21 protein-coding genes are annotated in these 25,762 nt (G+C 65.1%); 9 read left to right on the top strand and 12 right to left on the bottom strand.

The window, feature by feature from the left end:
- Window positions 1–3: 3 nt before the first annotated feature.
- Genes putP through ACN0YL_RS03780 form a run of 3 tightly spaced genes read right to left on the bottom strand, consistent with a single transcriptional unit; the run spans window position 4 to window position 3,648 of the window.
- Window positions 4–1,512 (bottom strand): sodium/proline symporter PutP, encoded by a 1,509-nt coding sequence (gene putP / locus ACN0YL_RS03790; protein ID WP_417492465.1) that lies wholly within the window; start codon window positions 1,510–1,512, stop codon window positions 4–6.
- A gap of 51 nt (window positions 1,513–1,563) precedes the next feature.
- Window positions 1,564–2,820: a glutamate-5-semialdehyde dehydrogenase gene (locus ACN0YL_RS03785; protein WP_417497087.1), complete on the bottom strand. Its 1,257-nt coding sequence runs from the start codon at window positions 2,818–2,820 to the stop codon at window positions 1,564–1,566.
- 48 nt (window positions 2,821–2,868) lie between these two features.
- Complete coding sequence (locus ACN0YL_RS03780; RefSeq protein ID WP_417497086.1) at window positions 2,869–3,648, bottom strand: pyrroline-5-carboxylate reductase family protein; 780 nt, start codon at window positions 3,646–3,648, stop codon at window positions 2,869–2,871.
- A 298-nt stretch (window positions 3,649–3,946) separates the two neighbouring features.
- Between ACN0YL_RS03780 and proB the strand changes: the two genes are divergently transcribed.
- The 4 genes from proB (at window position 3,947) to ACN0YL_RS03760 (ending at window position 10,949) form a co-directional block, all read left to right on the top strand.
- Window positions 3,947–5,104, top strand: a complete 1,158-nt coding sequence (gene proB, locus ACN0YL_RS03775) for a glutamate 5-kinase (protein WP_417497085.1) — start codon at window positions 3,947–3,949, stop codon at window positions 5,102–5,104.
- 96 nt (window positions 5,105–5,200) lie between these two features.
- Window positions 5,201–5,725 carry a hypothetical protein gene (locus tag ACN0YL_RS03770; protein ID WP_417492462.1) on the top strand — a complete coding sequence of 175 codons (525 nt, stop codon included), beginning with the start codon at window positions 5,201–5,203 and terminating at the stop codon, window positions 5,723–5,725.
- Window positions 5,707–9,963, top strand: coding sequence for a VWA domain-containing protein (locus ACN0YL_RS03765; protein WP_417497084.1), 4,257 nt, complete (start codon window positions 5,707–5,709; stop codon window positions 9,961–9,963). Before ACN0YL_RS03770 ends, ACN0YL_RS03765 begins: the two co-directional genes overlap by 19 nt.
- A complete protein-coding gene (locus tag ACN0YL_RS03760; protein ID WP_417497083.1) occupies window positions 9,963–10,949 on the top strand; it encodes a hypothetical protein in 987 nt (328 codons plus the stop codon). The genes ACN0YL_RS03765 and ACN0YL_RS03760 overlap by 1 nt, the downstream gene beginning before the upstream one ends.
- On the opposite strand, the gene ACN0YL_RS03755 is transcribed toward ACN0YL_RS03760, so the two are convergent.
- The 7 genes from ACN0YL_RS03755 to ACN0YL_RS03725 form a co-directional block, all read right to left on the bottom strand.
- Window positions 10,946–12,097, bottom strand: a complete 1,152-nt coding sequence (locus ACN0YL_RS03755) for a CaiB/BaiF CoA transferase family protein (protein ID WP_417497082.1) — start codon at window positions 12,095–12,097, stop codon at window positions 10,946–10,948. The two genes, ACN0YL_RS03760 and ACN0YL_RS03755, sit on opposite strands and share 4 nt — an antisense overlap.
- A gap of 87 nt (window positions 12,098–12,184) precedes the next feature.
- A complete protein-coding gene (modC, locus tag ACN0YL_RS03750; protein ID WP_417497081.1) occupies window positions 12,185–13,279 on the bottom strand; it encodes a molybdenum ABC transporter ATP-binding protein in 1,095 nt (364 codons plus the stop codon).
- Window positions 13,269–13,940 carry a molybdate ABC transporter permease subunit gene (gene modB, locus ACN0YL_RS03745; protein ID WP_417471121.1) on the bottom strand — a complete coding sequence of 224 codons (672 nt, stop codon included), beginning with the start codon at window positions 13,938–13,940 and terminating at the stop codon, window positions 13,269–13,271. Before modB ends, modC begins: the two co-directional genes overlap by 11 nt.
- Window positions 13,940–14,704 (bottom strand): molybdate ABC transporter substrate-binding protein, encoded by a 765-nt coding sequence (gene modA, locus ACN0YL_RS03740; protein ID WP_417497080.1) that lies wholly within the window; start codon window positions 14,702–14,704, stop codon window positions 13,940–13,942. The genes modB and modA overlap by 1 nt, the downstream gene beginning before the upstream one ends.
- Window positions 14,705–14,820: 116 nt before the next feature.
- Complete coding sequence (locus tag ACN0YL_RS03735; RefSeq protein WP_417497079.1) at window positions 14,821–16,062, bottom strand: class I SAM-dependent methyltransferase; 1,242 nt, start codon at window positions 16,060–16,062, stop codon at window positions 14,821–14,823.
- Window positions 16,062–16,835, bottom strand: a complete 774-nt coding sequence (locus tag ACN0YL_RS03730) for a DUF1365 domain-containing protein (RefSeq protein WP_417497078.1) — start codon at window positions 16,833–16,835, stop codon at window positions 16,062–16,064. The genes ACN0YL_RS03735 and ACN0YL_RS03730 overlap by 1 nt, the downstream gene beginning before the upstream one ends.
- Complete coding sequence (locus ACN0YL_RS03725; RefSeq protein WP_417497077.1) at window positions 16,832–18,202, bottom strand: NAD(P)/FAD-dependent oxidoreductase; 1,371 nt, start codon at window positions 18,200–18,202, stop codon at window positions 16,832–16,834. The genes ACN0YL_RS03730 and ACN0YL_RS03725 overlap by 4 nt, the downstream gene beginning before the upstream one ends.
- A 156-nt stretch (window positions 18,203–18,358) precedes the next feature.
- Between ACN0YL_RS03725 and ACN0YL_RS03720 the strand changes: the two genes are divergently transcribed.
- Window positions 18,359–18,937 carry a sigma-70 family RNA polymerase sigma factor gene (locus ACN0YL_RS03720; protein ID WP_417497076.1) on the top strand — a complete coding sequence of 193 codons (579 nt, stop codon included), beginning with the start codon at window positions 18,359–18,361 and terminating at the stop codon, window positions 18,935–18,937.
- Window positions 18,934–19,608, top strand: a complete 675-nt coding sequence (locus tag ACN0YL_RS03715) for a ChrR family anti-sigma-E factor (RefSeq protein WP_417492452.1) — start codon at window positions 18,934–18,936, stop codon at window positions 19,606–19,608. The genes ACN0YL_RS03720 and ACN0YL_RS03715 overlap by 4 nt, the downstream gene beginning before the upstream one ends.
- Window positions 19,609–19,617: 9 nt before the next feature.
- Here ACN0YL_RS03715 and ACN0YL_RS03710 read toward each other — a convergent pair whose 3' ends face one another.
- Window positions 19,618–21,432: a putative bifunctional diguanylate cyclase/phosphodiesterase gene (locus ACN0YL_RS03710; protein WP_417497075.1), complete on the bottom strand. Its 1,815-nt coding sequence runs from the start codon at window positions 21,430–21,432 to the stop codon at window positions 19,618–19,620.
- Window positions 21,433–21,447: 15 nt separating this feature from the next.
- Entirely contained in the window at window positions 21,448–21,786 is a 339-nt protein-coding gene (locus tag ACN0YL_RS03705) for a hypothetical protein (protein WP_417497074.1), read from the bottom strand.
- 187 nt (window positions 21,787–21,973) lie between these two features.
- Between ACN0YL_RS03705 and ACN0YL_RS03700 the strand changes: the two genes are divergently transcribed.
- The 3 genes from ACN0YL_RS03700 to ACN0YL_RS03690 all read left to right on the top strand — a co-directional run bounded on the left by ACN0YL_RS03700 (window position 21,974) and on the right by ACN0YL_RS03690 (window position 25,112).
- Complete coding sequence (locus ACN0YL_RS03700) at window positions 21,974–22,336, top strand: Hpt domain-containing protein (RefSeq protein WP_417497073.1); 363 nt, start codon at window positions 21,974–21,976, stop codon at window positions 22,334–22,336.
- A gap of 150 nt (window positions 22,337–22,486) precedes the next feature.
- Window positions 22,487–23,818: a hypothetical protein gene (locus ACN0YL_RS03695; protein ID WP_417492449.1), complete on the top strand. Its 1,332-nt coding sequence runs from the start codon at window positions 22,487–22,489 to the stop codon at window positions 23,816–23,818.
- 127 nt (window positions 23,819–23,945) lie between these two features.
- Window positions 23,946–25,112 (top strand): dipeptidase, encoded by a 1,167-nt coding sequence (locus ACN0YL_RS03690; protein ID WP_417497072.1) that lies wholly within the window; start codon window positions 23,946–23,948, stop codon window positions 25,110–25,112.
- Window positions 25,113–25,762: the final 650 nt, after the last annotated feature.

The following is a 25,762-nucleotide window of genomic DNA, read 5'->3' as shown; positions in this document are numbered from 1 at the left end:
ACGCTATTTCGGCGCGATGACGCCGGTACGCATGGCTTCCTTCATGGTGTCGAAGTCATCCGTCAGCGCGCTGGTGGGCGTGCGGGTCATGAAGCCGACAATCAGGGTGACGATCAGGCTGAGGGCAAAGCCCGGCACCATTTCATACATCACATCGGACGGGTGCATGCCGTTGATCTGGAACGGAGCATAGATCCAGATCAGCACGGTCGCGGCACCGGTGACCATGCCGGCCAGGGCGGCATTGCGGGTCATGCCGCGCCAGAACAGGCTCAGCAGGATCAGTGGACCGAAGGCGGCGCCAAAGCCGGCCCAGGCATTGGAGACCAGCGACAGGATGGTGCTGGACCGGTCGAAGGCCAGCGCAATCGCCACCAGCGACACCACCAGGACCGAGATGCGGCCGACCAGGACGAGTTCCTTCTGGCTGGCGCCCTTGCGCACGAAATGCTTGTAGAAATCCTCGGTCAGCGAGCTGGAGGAGACCAGCAGCTGCGACGAGATCGTGCTCATGATGGCCGCCAGGATGGCCGCCAGCAGGAAGCCGCCGACCAGCGGGTGGAACAGGACCTGCGACAGCAGGATGAAGATGGTTTCCGGATCGGTCGGCTGAGTGTTGGTCAAGGTGGCATAGGCGAGGCCGAGAATACCGGTGGCGACGGCGCCGATCAGAGTGACCAGCATCCAGCTCATGCCGATCAGGCGCGCGGCGCGGACTTCCTTCAGCGTCGCGATGGCCATGAAGCGGACGATGATGTGTGGCTGTCCGAAATAACCCAGCCCCCAGGCCATGCTGGAAATCACGCCCAGCACGGTGACGCCCGTCGTCATCTGCAGCAGGGTCGGATCGATCGTGTTGAGTTCGGTCAGGATCGGCTCGGTGCCGCCGAGCACCATGAAGGTGACGACCGGAACCGTGACCAGGGCGACGAACATGATGCAGCCCTGCACAAAATCGGTCAGCGAGACGGCAAGGAAACCGCCAAACAATGTGTAGGCGACGACGACGCCGGCGGTGAGGAAGAGGCCGAGCTCATAGCTCAGCCCGAAGGAGGCTTCGAACAGCTTGCCGCCCGCGACGACGCCGGCCGAAGTGTAGAGGGTGAAGAAGACGACAATCACCAGCGAGGAGATCACCCGCAGCAGGCGCGAATTGTCCTTGAAGCGTTTCTCGAAATAATCCGGGATGGTGATCGCGTCATTGGCGATCTCGGTATAGGCGCGCAGGCGTGGCGCCACGAGCTTGTAGTTGAGATAGGCCCCGATCAGCAGACCGACCGCGATCCAGGCGCTGCTCATCCCCGAGACATAAATCGCGCCGGGCAGACCCATCAGCATCCAGCCGCTCATGTCCGAGGCGCCGGCCGAGAGTGCCGCCACCGCCGGGTGCAATTGCCGGCCGCCGAGCATGTACTCGGCGACATTGCCGGTTGATTTTTTGTAGGCGTAATAGCCGATCGCCATCATCAGGATGAAATAGAGGGCGAGGGAAATCAGGGCTTCAACTTGCATGTCACGCTCACGATCATGGATTGGAAGTTGTCTGGGCGGCGAAGGAGATCCTTAGGGCCGGGTCTGGCCGTCGCCGAGGACGAGATATTTGTAGATGGTCAATTGCTCGAGCCCGACCGGCCCGCGCGCATGCATCTTGCCGGTGGCAATGCCGATCTCCGCCCCCATGCCGAACTCACCCCCGTCGGAAAACTGGGTCGAAGCATTATGCATCACCACGGCCGAGTCGATAGTGCGGAGGAAGGCCGCGGCGGCGTCGGTATTCTCGGTGATGATGGCATCGGTATGGTGCGAGGAATGGGCCTCGACAAACTCCATCGCCTCGGCGGCATCATCGACCAGCTTCACCGACAGGATGGCGTCGAGATACTCGGTGTCCCAGTCCTCGGCCGAGGCCGGCTTGATGCGGGCGTCGATGGCGATGGCTTCCGCCTCGCCGCGCACTTCGCAGGCGCCCAGCGCATCGAGCAGGCCCGGCAGAAAGGCCGGCGCGACCGCGCGGTCGACAACCAGGCTCTCCGTCGCGCCGCAAACGCCGGTGCGGCGCAGCTTGGCATTGACGACGATGCGCGTCGCCTTATCCAGACCGGCGTCGCTATGGATATAGGTGTGCACATTGCCGTCGAGATGCAGCAGGGTCGGCACTTGTGCCTCGCGCTGGACCAGCGAGACCAGGCCCTTGCCGCCGCGCGGGATCACCAGGTCAACATAATCGACGCAATGCAGCAGGAATTTCACCGCTTCGCGATCGGTGGTGTCGACCAGTTGCACCGCATCTTCCGGCAGGCCGGCCGCTTTGAGGCCGGCAGCGAGGCAGGCGACGATCTGGCGCGTTGAATTGAGGCTTTCGGAACCGCCGCGCAGGATGATGGCATTGCCTGATTTCAGGCACAGCGCGCCGGCATCGGCGCCGACATTGGGGCGCGATTCATAGACCATGGCGATAACGCCGATCGGTACGGCAACGCGCTCGACCACCAGGCCGTTGGGGCGTTCAAAGCGGGCCAGCTTGCGCCCGACCGGGTCGGGCAGGTCGGCGATCTGTTCCAGCGCCGAGGCCATTGCCTCGATCCGGGTCTCATCAAGCACGAGGCGGTCGATGAAGGCAGCATTCTTGCCCTTGCCGGCGACGCTTTCGACATCCTTGCGATTGGCGTCGAGCAGGGCGGGCGCGGTGTCGCGCAGCGCCGTGGCGGTGGCGCGCAGGGCGGTATTCTTCTGTTCGGTCGTGGCGCCGGCGAGGGCATGGGCGGCGCGCCGGGCCTTGCGGCCCAGCTCATTGACATATTTTTGGACGGTCTCGGACATTCGTTTCCTTGTGGGCGGTTTGGTGTGGTGGGGCGCGAACGGGTGCGATTATCGCAGTTCGATGGCCCGCGCGTAAGCGGCTTTCGTGGTGTTCAGCAATAAAGTGTCGAGCGTGCCGTCCTGCATCAGGGCTTCAAGCCCGGCCTGGGTCGTGCCGTTCTTGCTGGTGACATCATTGCGCAGGGTTTCCAGCGGCTGGTCCGACCGGCGTGCCATCTCGATGGCGCCGGCCAAGGTGTCGAGCACCAGGGTGCGCGCCGTCGCGGTGTCGAAGCCCAGGGCTTCGGCGGCGGCGACATAGCTGCGGGCGATCTCGAACACATAGCCCGAACCACTGCCGGCGACGGCGGTGATGCGGTCGATCTGGTCTTCATCCTCGACCCAGATCGCCGAGCCGGTCGCCCGGGCGAGGGCGGTGGCGGCCTCACGGTGCGTCTCTGTGCAAAGCGCATTGGCGTAGAGCCCGTTGACGCCCTGGCCGATCATGGCCGGCAGGTTTGGCATCAGGCGGATGACCGGTCTTTCGCCAGCCAGCGCCGCGATCCGGGTGCTGGAATAGCCGGCCGCGATCGAGACCAGGCAGCCCTCCGGCGCCAGATGCGCCAGATAGGGTGGCAGCGCGGCATCGATCATTTGCGGTTTGACGGCAATCAGGATGATGTCGAAGCGCCGCTCGCCCAGTTCGGCCGGGGAGCGCACATGCGGCACGCCGGCCGGAACCGATCCGCCATTGGGCGATGCGACGGTGAATTGGGCGATGTCCGCTTCGGTCCAGCGGCGCAGCATGGCCCCGCCCATCTTGCCGCAGCCGATCAATAATACCTGCATTCGTCTTCCTCTGCGATGACACGCCGGAGGCCGTGAAGGGTCGTTGGCGTGGCGGTTCCGGTGCTCAAGTTGTTGTGGGTAGTAACTTATAAGCACACCCAATTCAAACTCTGTGAGCATTGCAGAACTAAGTAAAGTTCGATGTGAAGAGCAGAAATAAGAGACAGAGCAAAGGCAGTGTGTGAATTTAAATTATGAGCGCGATTACATGTGCAGCTCCGTTGAATCTCGGGGCTTGATCGTATATGTACACGGATATTCACAAATTGACCCCCCTGATTTCGAACGGAGACCTGTTTTGAGTGCGCGCAAGAGAATTGTTGTCAAGATTGGCTCGAGCCTTCTGGCCAACAGCAAACGACTGACCCTGAGATATGCCTTTATGCACGGGCTCTTGAGCGATATCGCGGATCTGCGCGAGCAGGGTTATGACGTCGTTCTGACATCCTCCGGCGCCGTCGCGCTTGGCCTCAATGCCGTGGACAAATCCCCCGAGGAAGCCGATGTGCTCGACAAGCAGGCTGCCGCCGCTTGCGGCCAGCCGCTTCTGCTCAATGCCTATGGCCAGGTCGCCGCCGAACACGGCTTCATTATCGGCCAGGTCCTGGTGACCCTGGGCGATATCGAGGAACGCCGCAGTTTCCTCAATATCCGCAATACGATCCAGCGCCTGTTCGAGCACGGCGTCATGCCGGTCGTGAACGAGAACGACACGGTCACCACCCAGGAGATCCGGGTTGGTGATAATGACCGTCTCGCAGCCAAGGTGGCGCACATGATCCAGGCCGATCATCTGATCATCCTGACCAGTGTCGATGGCCTCTATGACCGCGACCCGTCAGAGTCGGGCGCTCAGTTCATTGAAACCATTGATGATGTCAGCTCCTACCTGGCGGTGACCGACAGCACGAGCGCGCTGGGCAGCGGCGGCATGCTGACCAAGATGCACGCGGCCAACATGGCCCAGGATGCCGGCTGCGAGACGCTGATCGCCCGCGGCATTATCGAGCGTCCGATCTCTTCTATCCTGGCCAAGGAACGCCGCCACACGCGCTGCGTCGCCAAGGGCACGCCGGCCTCCTCCTGGGCGGTCTGGCTGACCAATCGCCTGCAAATGGCCGGCAGCCTGGTGCTCAAGCAGGAGCGGATCGATGCCATGCTCGCCGGTGATCTCGGCGTTGACCGCGATGACATCGTCTCGATTCACGGTGATTTCCAGAAGGGTGATGTGCTGCACATTTATAACGAGGCCGACGAGGAATGCGCCCGCGGCCTGACCAATTTCTCGTCCAACGAGACCCTGTTGCTGGCCCGACATCTCGACCAGCCGATCTCCGAACTGCTCGGCTATCAGGGCGGCAGCCGCGTCATCAGCCCGGAAAACCTGGTCATGCTCCAGAACCACCACCTGCCCTGGGACGTCCCCACCGAGCAGGTCACCCTGGTCGCCTCCTGAGGCGGTAAACCGGCGCCTCGCCTGACCCCGGTTGCAAGTTTTTGGTTGTAAAGCACTCCCTGTGATGTCCTTATAGGCGAACAGCGGGAGGGCTGTATGGTTTCGGAAGACGAGCAGCAAACCACCGCGAAGCGCGGCTGGTTTGGTCTGGGCAGGCGTGCGCTGGCAGGCGCCGCCCTCGTCATCCTGCTCTTGATTCTCGGCTTTCTCGGCGTCCGGTTTCTGGCCGATCGGCCGCCGCCGGACCTCTGGCAGCCGGCGACAGCGCAATTCGATCCGGACTGCGCCGAGGAGTGCCGCGTCGTGCTCTCCGAGCGGCCCACCGGTCATGGCGGCACCGGTGAGGCGACAATGGTGATGATCACCGACCCCCGTCTCGACGACGCGATCGCGCAATGGGGGCAATGCCTCGACACGGTCTATGCCTGTCTGGCGGTGGATGAGCCGGAAGGCGATGGCGCGCGGGCGACGCATCTGCGCCAGTGCGTGGCGGCTTCCGACTGCCCGACGCCTTGCCGCGAGCGCTATGCCCGCCGCGCCGCCGGTGATCTCGACGCCGCCGTCGCGGCCTTCACGACACTTTTCCTGGAGGAGGACAGCTGGTGCGCACCGGGACCGTGAGACGCTGGATCGGCCGGGCCGGGCTGGCTGCGCTGACGGGCGCGGTGGTGATCGGCGTGCTGGCCTGGGATACCAAGGATCATCCGGTGCGCCCCGCCGGGGCTGCAACCGGACGCCACCAGGCCGATAGTGATCACGCCAAATGGGCGGCGCTTTACAATTGTCATCAGACCTCGACCTCCGCCTGCCGGGAGAATGAGCATGCCTGGTTGGCCCAGCTGGCGCTCGATCGGGCCGCGCCAGGCTCCCCCTGGGGGCTGACGCCGGATACCGAACTGACCGTCTATGATCTCAATGGCGGCTATTTCCGGCGCGAGATTGGCGATATCGAGGGCGCCTGGCCCGACCCGGCTGCGGTGATGGGGCTGCCGCGCCGGACCCTTCCGGGCGCAGCCAATTTCGCCGGCGTGCCTGATTTCAGCTATTCGATCTATGACTGGATCAACAAGAATGAACTCTGTCCGCCCGTTCCCGGCGGACAAATGCCGGCCGGCACCTATGGCGATTGCCACAATTACATGGTCTGGCAGGGCGGCGCCTTCAACGCCTCGCATTTTGGCTCGCAAGCGACGCGCTCCTATCAGCGCCTGCATGCCACCGCGCTCGACCTGGCCCGGCGGGCCGCCGCGATGCGGTCCCGGGCGACCAGTCCGGCAGATCTGGAACTGCATGGTGATGCCATCCGCGAAGCCGAGCTGATGGCGCTGGCCTATGAAGGCTATGCCCAGCATTTCCTGCAGGACCGCTGGGCGATGGGCCATATGTTCGAGCGCTGGGGCGCGCCGGAATACAATGCCAATGCGGCAGCCCTCAACCCGCTCAAGGCGATCCTGACCGGCGGCTTTACCGGCATTATTCACGGGCACCAGTCGACCACGGGCGTGCCCGACGCCCTGTCCTCGCCGGAAGTCGGCCTGGTCGATACCACAGTCCAGCTGGCCTCGCGCGCGCTGCGCGGGCTGTATCTTGCCGTCGGCCTCGATATCGATGCCGAGCCGCCGCCCTCGGCGATCTCGATTCCGGTCTGGCGCCATGAGGGCGAGAGCTCGACCTATCCCGGCGTCGGCGATTACCGCGCCTGGGACATGACGCGCGAGCGCTACACCGCCCGTGCTCACGGCGTCACCTATAATGCCGAAGTGGGGCTGCCTGTATCGCAGCAGCGCGAGGAAATGCTGGCCTGCAGCAGCGCCGGTTTCCGAGCCGTGATCGAGAATTTCGGCAGCAGCGAATATGGCGGCTATGGCATCGATTCCGTGGCACTCTCTTCGGCAGCGCCTGCCGGTCCGGGCCCGGAATGTTTCGACATCTGGGCCACCAACAGCTCCATGCTCGCCGGGTTCGGCGCCGAGTTCATTGGTGTCGGCCGTATTGCGGACCTGGCCCGCTCGACGATCCGTTTTGCCTTGCCGGCTGGCGACTTGCTGGAGGCAACCGATGCGCTTGGCCTGACCGATATCCAGGGTGCGTCGGGCGGAGTGATCACGACATCAAGGACCGATGCGGCCGAGATGACGCGGATCGTTGGCCGGGTGGCCTTGAGCGCCTATGCCGACAGCGACGGGACCGATGTCGCGCGCGGCGGACTGGGCACCATGCTCGGGGTCGCGACCGGCGATCGCTTCCCGATCGCCAGCTATCTCGAGCCGGCCAGTCTGACGACCTTGCCGCCGATCGATAGCCGCGGCCGCGATGCCCATACCGTGTTCGGCTTCTTCAATCGCGCCGGCGCCGATTATTTTTGCGCCCGTTCGGAAGACATCCTGCCCGGTCTGCGTCGTTCGCCAGAGGATTTCGAACGCGCCACCTGCCGCATCCTGGCCCAGCGTCTCTATCGCGGGGTCCACGAGCAGAGCGCGCTGGTGGATGAATACCTCTCCGCAATTGTCGACGGCGAACGCGAGGCCGCCACGCCATTGTGCGAGGTCGCCAGCGCGAGCTGGAGTTCGCCCGATTTCGACGGCGACGGGCTTGGCGCGCTGCATCCCGGCTATGTCGCCTGGGATTTCCGCGCTGACCGGAGCGGCGCGTTCGAGATGGATGAGGAGGGCCTGTCCTATCGTTCGGTCGCCAATTGGTGCGATGAAACGCCGGTGGTGGATTTCTCCGATGACGCGGTCGAGGCCGAAGCCGGTCTCGTCGCGGTACTCGAGGACACGCGTGACACGCTGACGCTGAATGGCCGGCATTTCGGTGACACACGTGGTGAATTGCGGATCGGCCTGACGCCGGAATCCGCCATGGCCATCACCGATATCGAAAGCTGGAGCGACAACCGTATCCGTTTTTCGGTCGAGGAAATCTTCTCCGAAATCGAGTTCAATGACGCTCAGCAGGCCTTCCTCTTCGTCACCCGAACCGGCAGTGATGACGCGGATCCGGGACGCGCCAGTGTCGGTCGCTTCGCGCTGCAACGCGCCGTGCGTCCGCCGCAGATTGCCCGCATCGAAGTCTCGGGCCGTGAGCGCGATCTCTATTACAGCGACAGCCTGCCACCGGCCCCAGAACCCATTGCCGCCGCGGGCGGCGACGATATTTTCAATCAGCCGCCGCCACCGCCGCCGGTAGAGGATCAGGCCTTCTGGCCGGTCCCAGCCGGGGAGCGCCTGCAGATCGAGATCGAATTCGATACCGATATGGAGCGCGACGCCGAGGACGAAGCCTTCCTGTTTGCGGGGCAGCCCCTGGAGGGCCGCTGGCGCAATGCCCGGGTCTGGCGGGCCAGCACGGATATCCCCGAAGCGGATGCCTATGAAGCGATGCGCGGCGCGCAGCCGATTTCGGTCTTCGCGCGCTCGACGCGCGGAGCCTGGACTGACGGCCTGCCGCAAACGCCCGGCGAGGAGCCTGATACCTCCAACCAGATCCTGGTGGACCCATTGCCCGTCTATGCCGAGGCGATCGAGGTGCGCGGCGGTGGCCAGGTGGTCTATTCGGCCCAATGGCGCGGTGGTCCTGACTATGACGCCGAGTCCAGCCTGACGCGGGGCGCCTTGGGCGATCCGGAGCGTGTGCTCGACGTCGAGACCGCCCGCGACGCGCCCGCGACGGGCACCGGGCGCCTGCGCCTGACCCTGTCGGCGCCGGTGACCGAGCCGCCGCGCGTCCAGGTCGGCGGGGCGCAGGTAGAGATGACCGGCAGCGAGACACGCTGGCAGGGCGAGCTCGACTTTGAACAGGCCGCCACTGCCGAGGACGAGAATGGCGATCTCCAGGTCAGGATCGGCCTTGGTGGCGGTCGTCAGGATGCTGACCCGCGCACCGCCGCTGTGGTCAATGAACCGCAATTCTGGCCGCGCGGCCTGTTCTGGTCCGGGCTCGAATCCACGCGGGGTGGCGACACGACCGCCCGGGGCGGCGAGGATCTCTGGCACCGGATCGGTCCGGCGCCTTCGCTGTCGCTCCTGATCATTCTCGATGGCTCCGGTTCGATGGATGAGCAGAACCGCATGGTCAACGCCAAGTCCGGGATCGACTCGACCCTGGACGGGCTGCCGGACAGCCGTGAGGTCGAATTCGCCCTGGTCAGCTTCAGCGATTGCGGCTCCGTCAGTGCGCTCGATTTCACCCGCGACCGGGCCGTGGTCCGTGCCCGCATTGCCGCCGTGCGGCCGGCCGGCGGCACGCCGCTGGCGCAGGCACATGCGCGGGCCCGGCAGGTGTTCGCCGCCTCCGCCGATCCGCGCTCCGGCGAATGGCGCTATGCCACCTTCACCGATGGCGCCGAGACCTGTGACGGCAATGTCGTTGCGGCAACCCGCCAGCTCGACGCCCTGATCAATCGTCACCGCGCGCCCGAGCGCGATCCGCCCGAGCCGCCGGAGCAGGCGCCGCCGCCGGCACCGGTGGTCAATTGCGAGCTCGATACCTGGCGCGGCTATGAAGTGAATGTCGAGGATGGTGGCCGCCATCTCGATACCATCACCCTGGTCGAGCACAGCTATCTCGAGCGGGCCTTGCCCGATGGCCGCTGTATCGCCCAGTACCAGACCCGGTCCTACGGGATTTACTATGGCAGCAGCCGCAATCGCGATGGCAGCGATGTCCGCGCCAGCTGGGGCATCAATTCACAACCGTCTGACACCGGGACCGAGTTCGGCACCAGCCGCCTGGGCGAAGCCGATCTGCTGCGCGTCCGCAATGCGGCCCGGAACGAGCGGTCGAACCTGCTGAGCCTGGATCGCGCCCGCGCCCGTATTGCCTCGGCCGTCGAAGCGGCCCAGCCGGAGAGCGGATGATGTGGCGGCTCGTTATTCTTTCTGCGCTGGCTCTGGCTCTGGCGCTGACGCCGGACGCCGCTGCCCAGCGCCCGCAAACCGTGGAGCCGGGCCGGTTCGAGACGATCCGGCTCGATGGCGAGGGCCGCGCCGTCCTGCGCTTTGACGCCCGTGCTGCGGGCCTGCCGGTTTTCGATCTGATGGCCGCGCCCGACGGGCTGGATGCGGTCACACTCAGCGCGCCGGCGCGTGATGAGAAAGCTGCATCGACGGCGCTGGTCGTGCTGCCGAGCGGTCGCCATGAGCTGGTCTTGCAGGGCCAGGCCCGGGCCGACGGCCAGCCGATGGAAATCCAGGGCCGGCTTCGCCTCGATCCGCCCTTTGACGCTTTCGAGCCGAATGACCATCGCGACCAGGCGCTGCCGATCGATCTGCCCTTCTATCAGGTGATCCGTCTGGCCGAGGGTGATGAGGACTGGTTCCGCGTCGAGGCCGAGCGCGGCGGCGTCATCGGCATCCATCTTCACCACGGTTCCGGCGGATATGATGGTCCGCAAATGACCGTCATGGAGGCGGATGGCACGGTGATTTTCCAGACTGATATCAATGCCTATTCCTGGCGCAGCATGCGCTATGTCCGCTCCGGGGGGCGGCCGATCCTGATCCGGCTGACCGACAGCCGTGCCTGGAGGGACAATCAGGCGGGCGCCTTCAAGGCGCTGGAAATTGTCCGCTACGCGCCCGATGCGCCGGTCAATGGCACGCTGGTCACGCTCGGTGTCGAAAGCGAGGATCCGTCTTTCTACCAACTCGCCCTGGTTGGCGAAGCTGTAGGCACCGAGGTGCGCGGCGCCGATGAGGCCGCGGCGGTGGCGTCGGAACTGACGCGCGCCGTCGAGGCCCGCAACGCGCCGGTCTGGCCCAACTGGCTTGGCGGCCTCCTGCTCGCGCTCGCTCTTGCCGGCGGCGGATACTGGTATCTGCGCCGGCGCGGCGCGGCGAGCTAGTCCCAGAGATTTTTCCGGATTGTCTCTCCATGCTCGTCGAGGCCCGGGGAGCGCTCGCCCGAGCCGACCTCGCTGCCTGACAGGCGGATCGGATTGCGGATGCCGGGAATGCCGTCGGCTTCGGTCGCCAGGCCGCGATGGCGGGCCTGGACATCGTTGAAGGCCTGCTCGACCGTATTGATCGGGCCGGCCGGAATGCCTTCCTTTTCGAGTGCCGCAAGCAGGTCATCGCGGGTGAAGCGCGCCATCGCCGCCGCGATCTGGGCCACAAGCCCCGTCCGGTTGGCAGCGCGTTCGGCATTGGTGCGATTGGCGGCGAGCACGTCCGGCGGGAATTCCAGCAGGGCGCACAGGCGCTCGAACTGGCCGTCATTGCCGCAGGCGAGGATGATATGGCCATCGCTGGCGGCGAATTCCTGATAGGGCACGATATTGGGGTGTGAATTGCCGATCCGGTGCGGCGCCACGCCGGTGACGAGATAATTCATCGCCTGATTGCCGAGCACCCCGACCATGGTGTCGAACAGCGCCATGTCGACATGCTGGCCGAGCCCGGTCTTCTCGCGCTGGGCCAGCGCTGCCTGGATGCCGATCACGCCATACACCCCGGTGAAGATGTCGGCGAAGGCCACGCCGAGCCGCTGCGGCGGCCCGTCGGGCTCGCCGGTCAGATCCATGATGCCGCTCATCGCCTGGATCATCAGGTCATAGCCGGCCCGGTGGGCATAAGGCCCCGTCTGGCCGAAGCCGGTGACCGAACAATAGACCAGCCGCGGATTGCGTTGCTTCAGCGTGTCATAGTCGAGCCCGTATTTGGCGAGGCCATCGACCTTGAAATTCTCTACCAGCACATCGGCACCATCGACCAGTTTGAGCACGGTCTCGCGGTCGTCCGCCTGTCTGAAATCGAGCGCGATCGAGCGCTTGCCGCGATTGCAGGAATGGTAATAGGCCGCCGCCCGGCCGCTCTCATGCTCGACCCAGGGCGGTCCCCAATGGCGGGTATCATCGCCGCGCGGCGCCTCGACCTTGATCACGTCGGCGCCGAGATCGGCCAGCGTCTGGCCAATCCAGGGCCCGGCGAGCACGCGCGCCAGTTCCAGCACTTTGAGGCCGGCGAGGGGTTTGTCGGATGCGGCCTGGGTCATGGAGAATCCTCGGTTGGTGACGGGTTCGTCTCTGCTCATACGCTGTCGGGACATGGTGGCAAAGCCGCAGGCGGGCGGCTGCGGCGATTAGCCCGCGCCGCGGTCGAAACTGGCGCTCTTGACCAGGGCATAGACCGCCTGGCCCTCCGACAGCTGCAGCGCTTCCACCGAGGCGCGCGTCAGCCGGGCTTTCAGCTGGCCGCTGCCGACCGAGAGCAGCAGGTCGGCATAGGGCGAATTATCGGCGGCGGCGATGCTGACGATGCGGGCATCGAGGACATTGCGGATGCTGATCTCCTGCGGTCGCAGGGTGGCGATGGCGACATCGCGGGCGCGGATCCGCAGCCTGACGGTGTCTCCCGGCTGCAGCGCCGCCGGCATCGGCAGTTCAAGCATCTGGCCGCCGAGATCAATGCGGCTCAATTGCAGGCGCTCATCATGATCGACCAGCCGGCCGGCCAGGATGGCGCCGGCCTCGAAATCGCGCTCCAGCGGCGCAATATCGAGCCCGTCGAGCACGTCTTCCGCCGGCCCCATCGCGACGACGTGGCCTTGCGACAGCGCCAGCACACGGTCGGCGAGACGCACCACTTCCTCGACGGAATGGCTGACATAGAGCGCCGGAATGCCCAATTGCCGCAATGTCGTGTCGAGATAGGGCAAGAGCTCGGCCTTGCGGGCATGATCGAGCCCGGCCATCGGTTCGTCCAGCAGCAAGAGGCGCGGCTGGCTCAACAGCGCCCGCGCCAGCGCCACACGCTGGGCCTCGCCGCCCGAGAGCGAGGCGGGACGGCGCTCCAGCAGCGGTGCCAGATCAAGGGTTTCGATGATCGTTTCGGCGGCGAAACGGGTCTCGGCCGCGCCGGCGCGGCGTTCGGCATAGGCGAGATTGCCGGCGACACTGAGATGGCCGAACAGGCGCGCATCCTGGAACACCAGCGCCGCCGGGCGCCTGTGCGCCGGGACGAAAATGCCGCGATCACTCCAGACATCCTGGCCCAGCGCGATGCGGCCCTGATCGGGCCGGTCGAGACCGGCGACCAGGCGCAGAAGGCTGGTCTTGCCGGAACCGCTGGGGCCGAACACGGCGGTGATGCCGGCGAGCGAAATCTCCGCCTCGACTTCGAGCCGGAATTCGCCGCGCCGGGAGCGTAGCTGCAGGGAGAGGGTCTCATCCGACATGGAGGCGGAACCGGCGATTGAGGCTGTAGACGATCAGCAGGGTGATGAAGGAAAAGGCGATCAGCCCGCCCGAGAGGATATGCGCGTCGTGATATTGCAGGCTCTCGACCTGTTCGAAGATCGCGATTGAGATCACCCGAGTCTGGCCGGGAATACTGCCGCCGACCATCAATACGACGCCGAACTCGCCGATCGTATGGGCAAAGCTCAGGATCGAGGCGGTGAGAAAGCCGCGGATCGAGAGCGGTGCGGCGACGCTGAAGAAGGCGTCCAGCGGCGAGGCGCCGAGACTGGCCGCCGCCTCCATCGGGCCGCGCCCGACGCTCTCGAAGGCGCTTTGCAGCGGCTGCACCATGAAGGGCAGGGAATAGATCACCGAGGCGACCACCAGGCCGGCAAAGGAAAAAGTCAGCGTGGTGCCGGTCAGGGAGAGCCAGAAACTGCCGATCGGCGAGGTCGGGTTGAGCAGGATGAGCAGGTAGAAGCCGATCACCGTCGGCGGCAGGATCAGTGGCAGGGCGGTGAGCGCTTCGAGCACCGGTTTCAGCGGTGAGCGCGTGCGCGCCAGCCACCAGGCCAGCGGTGTGCCGAGTGCCAGCAGGATCAGCGTCGTGATCGCCGCCAGCGCCAGGCTGAGCCAGAGGGGGCCGAGATCGGGCATCACTCTGCCACCCCATAACCATGGGCGCGGATGATGTCCTGCGCCGGTGCGCTCGCCAGAAACGCCAGCCAGGCCCGCGCCGCGGCATTGTTCTCGCCATGCACGGTCAGCACGATGTCCTGGCGGATCGGTGGATAGAGGTCGGTCGGGATCTCCCAGTATTGCACCGCGTCCGGCAGATGCGAGCCGGCGAACTGCGCCACCGGGACGAAGCCGAGATCGGCATTGCCGGTCGCCAGCATCGCCTGCACGGCGGCAATGCTCTCGCCGGTGACGAGCCGGTCCTGCGCCTGTGGCCACAAATCCATCGCCTCAAGCGCGGCGCGTCCGGCAGCGCCATAGGGGGCAAGCGCCGGGTTGGCGATGGCGATATTGCGGTAATCGCCCTGGCGCAATCGGGTTTCGAGCGTCTCGTCCGGGTCCGGACGGCCCGCCGACCACAGGGCGATCCGTCCGATGGCATAGGTGAAACGGGTGCCGGCGACGGTGCTGCCCTCGGCTTCCAGCCTTTGCGGTGTTGCCGTGTCGGCGGCGAGGAAGACGTCAAACGGGGCGCCATGGCGGATCTGGGCGTAGAGGCGGCCGGTCGAGCCGGAGGTGAGGATGAGGGTGTGTTCGCCCGATTGCTCGAACCGGGCCTGCAGCGCCCGCGCCGTTTCGGTGAAATTGGCGGCAACCGCGACCAGCGCCTGTTCGGCCAGGGCAGGTCCGGCCGGAACCAGACAGGCGAGCGCCAGCAGGCCGGCGCGCCAGACTGTCCGCATGCGCTGTGCTGTCCTGCAAGCCAAGGCCGGCAACTCCCGCTGTGTGCTCGATGCGTTGATCGCCATTTGACGGCGGATCGGCAGCGCGGTCCAGAGGCGTGAGTCAGGCGCAGCGATCAGGCCGCAGGCGGTTTGCGATAGACGAATTGTCCGACATCGCAGCGGCCCGAGCGGAACCCGGCCTCGCAATAGGCGAGGTAATAGCGCCAGATCCGCGCGAAGCGCTCGTCAAAGCCGAGCTCGCCGATCTGTGGCCAGGCGGCGTTGAAGCGCTGATGCCAGCGATGCAGGGTCTCGGCATAGTCCTCGCCGAACATGTCGGCGCCGAGATCCTCCAGTCCCGCGCGCCTGGCCTCGCGGGCCAGCGCAGAGGGGGGTGGCAACATGCCGCCGGGGAAGACGTATTTCTGGATGAAATCCACCGTGTTGCGGTAGTCGTCGAAATCATCCTCGCGCAGGGTGATGATCTGTAGCGCAGCGCGACCGCCCGGTTTGAGGCAATGGGCGAGCCGGTCGAAATAGACCGGCCAATGCGCCTCGCCGACCGCCTCGAACATCTCGATCGAGACGATGGCATCAAACTGTTCATCGACATCGCGGTAGTCCCGCAATTGCAGCGCGACCTGATCCGCCAGCCCGGCCTTGCTGATCCGTTCGCGCGCGTAGGCGAGTTGCTCGGCCGAGAGTGTGACGCCGGTGACGCGGCAGCCGAAATCGCGCGCCGCAACCTCGGCGAACCCGCCCCAGCCACAGCCGATCTCGAGCACATGATCGCCCGGCTTGAGCCCGGCCGCGACACAGATGCGGCGGTATTTCTCGGCCTGGGCCGCCTCGAGGGTCTGGTCCGGTGCTGTGAAACAGGCGGAGGAATAGGTCATGCTCTCATCGAGCCACAGCGCGTAGAAGGCGTTGCCGAGGTCATAGTGGAAGGCGATATTGCGGCGGCTACCCTGGCGGGTATTGGCGTTGAGCCAGTGCTGGACCTGGCCGAAGATGCGGCTCGGTCCGCTGCGCGCCCGGGCCAGATCGATCCGGTCGAAGGCGCGCGCCAGCACGTCGAGCAGGGCCCGCAGATCGGGCGTCTCCCATTCCGCATTCACATAACCTTCGGCAAAGCCGAGCGCGCCGCTGGCGCCGAGGCGCAGGACGGCATTCCAGCGTTCCACCCGCCACTCGGCCACTTGGCTTGCGTTCGGATTGCCGCAGGAGACGCGGTAGCCGGAGGGGAGTTGGATCATGAGGTGGGCGTCATCAAGCCCGGCCAGCGCGCGGCGCAGGCGGCTGGCGACGAAACGGTCCAGCGCGCCGGGCGGTTTCGGCTGGCCGGATCGATCAGCGTGGTCCGAATAGGTAGCCATCAATGCCTCCAAGGTCTGGTGTCGATGGAGCCGTGCCGGGGAGTATACATCTTCAGCCCCTTCAGGCGAAGACGTGCGGCCTCGAACAATATGGCGCCGACGATTTTCGGGGTGTTGAGGGCCAGCGACAGCGGCGTTGCCAGCAGGCCGACGGTGTCGAGCGGCCGGATTGCGCATTTCTGGACCGCGCCGAGCACGCAGGCGCCGTCGCGCCAGAGCTGGATGCCCAGGCGCAGGCTGTCGGCGTCACGGTCGAGACGGAAACGGTATTCGCCGTCGGTGTCGTTGAAGGGGGAGACGAAGAAGCGCTTGCGGCAGGAAAACCGCAGCGTTTCCCCTGCGGTCTCCGGCGGCAGCACGAAAGTGTAGGCGCAGCGCCCGCCATGGAAATTGCTGACCTGGAAGATGACGGCACGCAGCACCGCCGCGCGGTCATGGCAGAACAGCACCGTCACCGGATTGAAGACCAGGCCGAGCACGCGCGGCGCGGTCAGGATCTGGACCCGGCCCAACCCGAAATCCGCGCCTTCGGCCGCCAGTTGATCCTCGACCCAGGGCCGCAGGGCCGCGTCGCCGCGGCCATGGTCGCGCGGATGATAGCTGACGAGATTCAAGCGGTTGACCGAAAACAGCGGCGAGCGGATCGCCGCCAGCTCCGGCCCGTCGATATCGAGCAGGACAGACTGCATGCCATAGCGCAGCACATGCCGTTTCGGGGTCAGGCGGGTATGACCGATGTCGCCGGCCAGGAGGGAGGCGGGTAGCGGGGTCATCCGGCAGCGACACGCCCGGCGCCATGGTGGTCCGGCCAGTGGATGCGTCCCGTCATGCCCTTCAGACCCCAGGGACGCAGCGGTGCGTCGAGGGCCTCGGCGACAGCGAGCCCGGATTGCAGCCCGTCCTCATGAAAGCCCGAGCCCAGCCAGGCGCCGCAAAACCAGCTGCGATTGGCGCCCTGGATCTCATGGATCCGGCGCTGTGCCGCAATCGCCTGCGCGTCAAAAACCGGGTGCGCATAATGGTCGGTGTGCAGCACCAGCCCGGGCGCCGGCTCGACGGCCGGGTTGAGCGTGACCAGCAGGGGTTTTTGCGTCCGCAGGGGCTGCAGCCGGTTCATCCAGTAGGTCAGGCTGATGCTGTCCTCGCCTTCATTCACCGAGGAGTCGAGATAGTTCCAGCTCGCCCAGGCCGATTTCCGGCGTGGCATCAACCGTGTATCGGTGTGTAGCACGGCGAGGTTATCGCGATAGCGCACCGCTCCGAGCAGGCTGGCCTCTTGCGGTGAGGCGTCGGCGAGAAGCTTCAGGGCCTGGTCGCTATGGCAGGCGAAAATGACCTCGTCAAAGCGGGCCGTCTCGCCGCTCTCAAGCTTCAGGATGGCCGCCTCGCGGGTGCGGCGCACGGAGCGAACCGGCGTCGACAGGCGCAGATTGCCGATGAACAGCTCGGTGAGCGCCTCGACATGGTGGCGGCTGCCGCCGGTCACGGTGCGCCAGGCTGGCTGGTCGATCACCTGCAGCAGGCCGTGATTGCGGAAGAACTCGAAGAAGGCGCGCGCCGGATAGTCCCGCATCTGCGAGACCGGGGATGACCAGATCGCGGCACACATGGGCAGGATATGGTCGTCGCGGAAGGCGCGCGAATAGCCCTCATCGCGCAGGAATTCATCAAGGCTGCGACGTTCCGATGTCGCATCGAAGACGCGAGACTGCGCGTGCAGGCGCAAGAGATCGCCGAGCATCTGCCACATGCGCGGGCGCAAGAGATTGCGCTTCTGGGCGAACAGGCCGCCGGGCCGCGAGGAATATTCGAACCCGTGTCCGTCCATCGATGCCGCAAAGGACATGTCGCTGGGGGCGGTCTCGACGCCGAGCAGGTCCAGCATGGCAGTGAAATTGGGATAATTGGCCGGGTTGAAGACGATGAAACCGGTGTCGACAGCAATGCTTCGGCCGTCGATTGCGACATCAACCGTATGGGCGTGCCCGCCGGGGCGCGGCGCCGCTTCGAACAGGGTGACGTTGTGGACCAGGGCCAGCCGCCAGGCGGCCGCGAGGCCGGCGATACCCGAACCGATGACGGCAATGTTGCGGCCCCGGCGGCTTGATTGCGCGCTGTGCGTCTGATCTTGCGTTTCCATACCGGGTCTACGCCAGCGCGAGGGCTGCGGATCACTGGCCGTGTCTGTGATCCGGTGACGGGCTGACATCGTAGGCAAAGCATGTACGCTATTGCTCACATACAAGGCTGTGATTGGCTGTCCGCTCCGGGCAGCCTGGCAAAGGGGCGAATCGGGATGGCCGCGGCGACGCAGGCAGGGACGCTGGATGGCGCCGCGCTGGCGTCACTCGTCGCGCGGGTGGCGGCTGATCGCGACCGCGCAGCCTTCAAGATCCTGTTCGACCATTTTGCGCCGCGCTTGCGTGGCTTCCTGATGCGGCGAAGCCTGCCGCCGGCCCTGTGCGATGATCTCGCCCAGGAGGCGTTGCTGGCGATCTGGCGCCGGGCCGAGAGCTATGACGCCGCCAAGTCTGCCGTGTCGACCTGGGTCTATACGATCGCGCGAAACCTGCACATTGATCACTTTCGCAAACAGGCCCGTGCGGCGCGCGCCGACCTGACCGATCCCTCATTGCAGCCCGGTGAAACCCATGCCGCTGACACACTCTATGGCCGGACGCAGGATGTTGCTGCGGTCAACCAGGCGCTGACCGGTCTGCCGGAGGATCAGCGCCGCGTGCTTGAGCTGGCCTTCATGGAGGGCCTGTCGCATCGCGAGGTCGCAGACCGTCTCGGCCTGCCACTCGGCACCGTCAAATCACGTATCCGGCTTGCCATGGACAAGCTGAAGACCAGCCTGGGAGAGTTCCAATGAGCCAGCGCGGCTATGCCCTGGATGATGGATGGTATCTCGACCATGCCGCCGGTGCGGCGATGACGCCCGGTCAGGATGTGTTGTTGCAGGCCCATCTCGAACTCTCGCCCGCTGCCCGTGAGCAGGCGGCAGCGATCACGCGCATCGGCGGCGCCATGCTCGAGAGCATTGATGCGCCGACCGGGGGCGATCTGTCGTTCGACATCGACGACATTTTCGCCCGCGATGCCGACGATACGGCAGTCGCCGAGGCGGCGACACCGGAGGCCGACAGCGCGGCCCTGCCTGACTATTTGCCTGACGCGGTGCGCGCCTTCATGGCCGAAGGCGATCTGCGCCTGCGCTGGGAATTTCTCGGGCCCGGCCTGGAGAAAGCGATGCTGTGGCGGGGCGGCGACGACGAACGCCTCTGGCTTTTGCGGGCCCGTCCCGGCGTCGCGATCCCGCATCACGGTCATCGTGGCTCCGAGCTCACCCTGGTGCTCAAGGGCAGTTTCTATGATGGCGAGCAGCGCTATCAGCGCGGTGATGTCGAGGAGGCCGATCCCGGCGTCGAACACGATATCCGGATTGGCGATGAGGGCGAGTGCGTCTGCCTGGCGCTGACCGAGGGCAAGCTGCGCTTCCAGGATCCGCTCTTGCGATTGTTCCAGGTCTTCACCGGCCTGTAGCCGGCCCGGTCAGCCTCCGACCGCCGCCCCTCGCGCTGCCGGTTCGGTGTCAGGCGTGCCCTGTTGTGCCCGGGCTGCGGCCGTGGCCGGGCGGCCGAAATACCAACCCTGCATATAATTGAAGCCGAGCAGGCGCAGCAGCGAGGCCTGGGCCTCGGTCTCGACGCCCTCGGCGACGGTTTCCAGCTGCATGGCGTCGCTCATCAGGGAGATCGCCTGCAACATCTTGTTGGCGTTTTCGCTCTTGCCGACCAGATCGACGAAGCTCTTGTCGACCTTGATCTTGCTGAAGGGCAGGGTGTGCAGATAGCTGACGCTGGCAAAGCCGGTGCCGAAATCATCGAGATTGAAGCGGAAACCCGCCTGGCTCAATTCGTCCATCCGGGCCTTGGTGCGTTCGAAATCCTCGATCACCACGGATTCGGTCAGTTCGAGCTCGATCCGGGCCGGCGTCAGCCCATGCTCTTTCAGGCGCGCGAGGAAACGACTGCACAGATCGGGGTCGTTGAGCTGGGTCGGCGACAGATTGATCGACACGGTGACGCCGGGCGCGTGGTCGAATTCGCGGCAGACCGTATCGAGGACGAGACCGCCCAGCCGGTGGATCAGCTTGGAATGCTCGGCGGCAGGGATGAAAATATCAGGCGAGACTTCGCCGCGGACCGGGTGTTGCCAGCGCAGCAGCGCTTCCAGGGATACCGTCTCGCCGGTCCTGGCGTTGACGATGGGCTGATAGACGACATGGAATTCGTCCCGCTCCAGCCCGGCTTCCATATCGGCATCGAGGGCGCGGCGCTCCCCGTCCATCACGGCGAACTCGCTGTCGTAATAGAGCGGATGGTCCAGCCCGTCGGATTTGGCGCGATACATCGCCAGATCCGCCTCGTCGATCATGGTCGCGAAATCCTTCACCGCGTCCGGACGGGATTCGGAAATGCCGACCGCCGCGCCGAGCTCGAACGAGCGCCCGTCACAGATGACCGGCGCATGCAGCGAGAACAGCAGGGTGCGTGCGATCTCCAGGGTGGGCATGCCGGCCTCATCGCCAAGCAGGATGCAGGCGAATTCGTCGCCGCCCATGCGCGCCAGATAGGCATCGGATGGCAGGGCGGCCCGGAAACGCCGCGCCGTCTCGATGATCGCCAGGTCGCCGGTCTGGTGTCCGGCCTTGTCATTGATCGCCTTGAACCCGTTCAGATCGATATAGATGGCAGCGGCCTGGCCGTTCCGGGCAGCCTCGATCGCGATGTCCGAACTGATGAACTGCGCGAAGCCATGCCGGTTTGGCAGACCGCTGAGGTTGTCGGTCGCGGCGGCCTGGTGGGCCCTTTGCTCATTGGCCTCGGCCTGGCGCGCCAGCCGGCGGGCGCGCAGGCCGATCAGTTGCGAGGCGATCAGAAAAATGAGCGAATAGGCGATCAGGGGCAGAAAAACGACACGCAGCGTATTGAACCCGGGCAGGGAAGGCTCCCAGACGAGTTGGCCGACCTGGTGTCCGTGCGCATCCCGTACCGGCTCGGCTCCGTCGATCGCGGGCGCATCCGCCGGCATGAAGCGGATGCCATTGACCAGATAGTGCTGCTCGATCGAGGCGAAGAAGGCCGCATTCATCTCCTTGCCGATGATCAGCAGGGCGTCGGCTGCCGGATCGGTGTCGGCACGGTCCTCATATTCGCCCAGCACCGTCGCCGAGGCGATATAGGTGCGATCGCCGATCTGCAGGAAGTGGGAGGCGAGAAAGTTTCCGGCTGCATATTGTTCGGCGAGGTCTTCACGGATGGCTGCCAGGCCGGCCGGTTCGATGATGTCGTCACGGACCGTCATTCCCGTGGCACGGTCCTAGCCATAGACGCGTTGTTGCGGCTCCTGCGCCAGGATCACGAAATCAAATCCGGCATGATCCTGGATCGGGGCGGCCATGCTGGCGGCCAGCGCGTCGGTATCGCCGTCATTGAAATAGTCCAGCGCCACGGACCACCAGCCGTAGTCTGCGGCCCAGAACTCGTTTTGCTCGGCGGCGGCAACAAGGCTCTGGGCCAGAAGTTGCCGATCGGTCTGGCGGGCATTGGCATTGAGGCTGCCGACGAAGAAATAGATCGCCAGGATTGTCGCAATCAGGCTTACCAATGCGGCCAGGTTGACGTAGAGGCCGAGTTTCTTGTCGAGAGGTTTGCCCATGAGCGGCTTTCCTTGGCATGCACGGAGTGCGGCTGGTCTGCTGGAGTTATCGCGAAAAGAAGTAAATGAAGCGGTTTTGGCGGCTGCATGAAATATGCGCGCCTCTGACCGGGGCTGTTCCTCCGGTCTGGTTTCGACATGCGACAGGCGGTATGAGTTCCGGCAAGAGCGGTGGTGAATTGACGGCATGGGGGCAGAGGTTATGGCGGGGCAGATTCAGGACTGGCGTCAGCAGACGGTGATCGACACGGCGACAATCGACGCGCTGGTTGCGGCCGTCGGGCCCGAAGTCTTTGACCAGTTGAAGGCCCAGTTTGCCGCAGACCTGAGATCACTGACCGCCGCGTGCCATGACGCCGGCTGCGCGGGCAATCAGGCCCTGGTGCGTGAAAAGGCGCATGCCCTGCGCGGGGCCGCACTCAATATCGGTCTGTCGCGGCTTGGCCATCTGGCGGGCGCCCTGGAGCGCGGCGAAACCGCCGATGCGGCCGAACTCCAGCCTGTTCTTGACGGCGCATTGTCGGCGCTACTCGCGGCCGGCCGGCCCTGAAACCGGATTATTTTGCGAAATTCGGTCCGAAAAGACCTTTATTCAGCTAGGGTTCACTAAAGAAACCTCGTAGTATGCCCATCAGGCATTTGCCGGGCCGGCTTGCACGGGGTGGGTCAGGCCTCCGGCTATCTGAAAGGGGAAATTACAATGAAAACGTTTTTGCTGGCGACTGCGTCGGTTGCATTGATGGCGGGCAGCGCGCTCGCCCAGGATTTCTCGGCACCGCCAAGCTATGGCAGCGTCAACCTCAATGCCGGCTTCACGCCGGATCCATACCGGGTGAACATCACCTCCGGCGGCAGCATCCGGGCGAGCAATGTGTCCTCGCAGTGCCGGGGCTGGGTTGCCAACGCACCGGATTATTCGGTCAATTACAATGCCGGCGGCTATGACCTGACGATCGGCTCGACCTCGAACTCCGACACGACGCTGCTGGTCAATGGACCCAATGGCGAGTGGTATTGCGACGATGATAGCGGTGAAGGCCTCAATCCCCTGATCCAGCTGAATAATCCGCGCTCCGGCCGTTATGACGTCTGGATCGGCTCCTATAGCGAGGGCGATTACGCCGCCGCCGTTCTCTCGGTCTCCGAAGTCGGCCTGACCCAGGGCGGGTCCGGTGCGCCGAACACCAATGCCCCGGCGACCTTCGGCAGCGTCAATCTGAGCGCCGGCTTCACGCCTGATCCCTATACCGTCAACCTCACCTCCGGCGGCGCCCGCAGCGCGTCCGCGTTGAGCAGTTCCTGCCGCGGGTGGATTGCCAACGCCCCGGATTTCTCGGTCAATTACAGCGCTGGCGGCTTTGATACGCTGACCATCGGTGCCGTCTCCAGCTCGGACACGACGCTGGTCGTCAATGACGCCTATGGCAACTGGTATTGCGACGATGACAGCGGCAATGGCCTCAACCCGCTCGTCACGCTGACCAATCTCGCCTCCGGCCGCTATGACATCTGGGTCGGTTCCTACTCCCAGGGCAATTATGCCGACGCGACGCTGTCCATCTCCGAGATCGGCCAGGTCGCGGGCCAACAGCCCCGTCCACAACCCCGGCCACAGCCGCGTTCCGGCATCAACATGTCGGCTCCGGCCGCCTATGGCTCGGTCTCGCTGCGGGCCGGCTTCCAGCCTGATCCCTACCGCGTCAGCATCACCTCGGGTGGTGGCTATCGGGCCGACAGCGTCCGCTCCGGCTGCGCCGGCTGGGTCGCTTCGGCACCGGATTTCGAGCTGACCTATTCGGCCGGCTCCCTGCCGCTCATCATCTCGGCCGCGTCCAGTTCGGACACGACCCTGTTGATCAATGATCCGAACGGCAACTGGTTCTGCGATGATGATGGCGGCAATGCCGGCCTGAACCCGGCCCTGCGCTTCAACAATGCCGCATCCGGAGTCTATGACATCTGGATCGGCTCCTACAGCCAGGGCAATAACGCCTCGGCGACACTGTCAATCTCCGAGCTCTACAGCGAATAGAACTGACAGTCTGAAATGATCGGGAGGGCCGTCCGGGAGACCGGGCGGCCCTCTTGTTTGTCTCCCTTTTGCTTGCAAGACCGGCGCGCTGTGGCACTCTCGCGGTCAAACAGATCCGGGGAAGAAAATGCGTATTGTTCTGATAGTGGCGGGCGCGCTTCTGATGGCAGCGGCCATTGGCATATTCGGCATCCTTCCGGCAAAGCTCGACCACGACATGAATGTCGTCACCGCCCACGAGCCCTATGTCATCTCCGCCGAGGCGACTGCCCTGCACGACAGCCTGCGCGTCGCCGATCTGCATTCCGACATGCTGCTCTGGATGCGCGACCCCAATCGCTGGAACCGCCGCGGTCATACCGATCTGCCGCGCCTGCGCGCCGGTCATGTCGCGCTGCAGGTCTTCTCCAGCGTCACCAAGACGCCGGCCGACATGAATTACGACAGCAATACCGCCGACAGTGACAACATCACCCCGCTCGCCATCGTCCAGCTCTGGCCGCTCGACAGCTGGACCTCGATCTATGCCCGCGCCCGCTTCCATGCCCGCCGCCTCAACCGGCTGGCCGATGGCTCGGACGGTGAATTTGTCGTCGCCCGCACGCGCGGCGACCTCACCGCTGCCCTGGAACGCCGCGCCGGGGATCCCGATGTGCTGGTCGGCATTCTCGCCACCGAGGGCGGTCATCCCTTCGAGGGCGATCTGGCCAATATCGACGGCCTGTATGATGAAGGCTATCGCATGATCGGCCTGCAGCATTTCTTCGACAATGAGCTCGGCGGCTCGCTGCACGGTGTCTCCGACACGGGCCTGACCGATTTCGGCCGCGCCGCCGTCGCCCGCATCGTCGAGCGCGGCATGATCATCGACCTCGCCCACTCCTCCCAGGCCGTGGTCCGCGATGTCCTCGACATGACCGATGTCCCGCTGGTCATCTCCCACACCGGCATTCACGGCCATTGCGAAGCCCGGCGCAACATCCCCGACGATCTGATGCTGGAGGTCGCCCGGCGCGGCGGCGTCATCGGCATCGGTTTCTGGGAAGACGTCACCTGTGACGACACCCCTCAAGGCGTCGCCGCGACGATCATGGCCGCGATTGATCTGCTCGGCGTCGAGCATGTCGCGCTGGGTTCGGACTATGACGGCACCATCACCGCGACCTTTGACGCTTCGGAATACGCCGTGCTGACGGATCGCCTGCTGGCCGCTGGCCTGAGCGAGGCGGATATCCGCGCCGTGATGGGCGAGAACACGATCCGCTTCTTTCTGGAGAACTTGCCGGCGGGGTGAGACCGGTCTTCGGGCCACTATTTCACTCATAAATTCAAAAATTTTGTCATCCCGGACGGATGCCCCGCGACGGCGGGGCGTAGATCCGGGACCTACCCGTGCGGCCAACTGGAACAGCGGGTAGGTCCCGGATCTGCGCCCGGATCGCTGACGCGTCCGGGCATCCGTCCGGGATGACAAGGTATTGATTTTGGAGATGAGGCGGTGGGCGAGATTGCGCCCACTTATCCCCGCCCTCCGCAAATTATCCCACGTCATCCTGACGCAAGTCAGGACCTCGACGTGACAGGGTCGGAGCCCGTGATATCGAGGTCCCGGCCTGCGCCGGGATGACGAAAAATCATCAAACTTATCCCCACCCCCTGCACCCTGGCGCATAATCTCCCTGTTCCGGTCGCACGGGAGGCGTGAGCTCAGTCATTCGCGGCGGTCGGGAGCGTGGAGCTCGTCCGGGCTGAGGTATGACACCCTTAAGCCCCGGCGTGGCCACCGGAGAGGAAAGGCGGCACAAAGCTCGACCGCACAGTCCATTCCGGTTTCGAGACGGGGGCCGTAAGGCGTCCGAGCAAATCTCCACGTGCGGGACGTTTCGAATGTCTCACTTACTTATTGCGCTAAACGGCATTCGCCGCGTCCCGCACACCTCCCAA

Source organism: Maricaulis sp. (assembly GCF_048269565.1).
Classification (GTDB): Bacteria; Pseudomonadota; Alphaproteobacteria; order Caulobacterales; family Maricaulaceae; genus Maricaulis.
The sequence above is the reverse complement of the archived record's forward strand: the minus strand, read 5'-3'. Positions and strand labels throughout refer to the sequence as shown.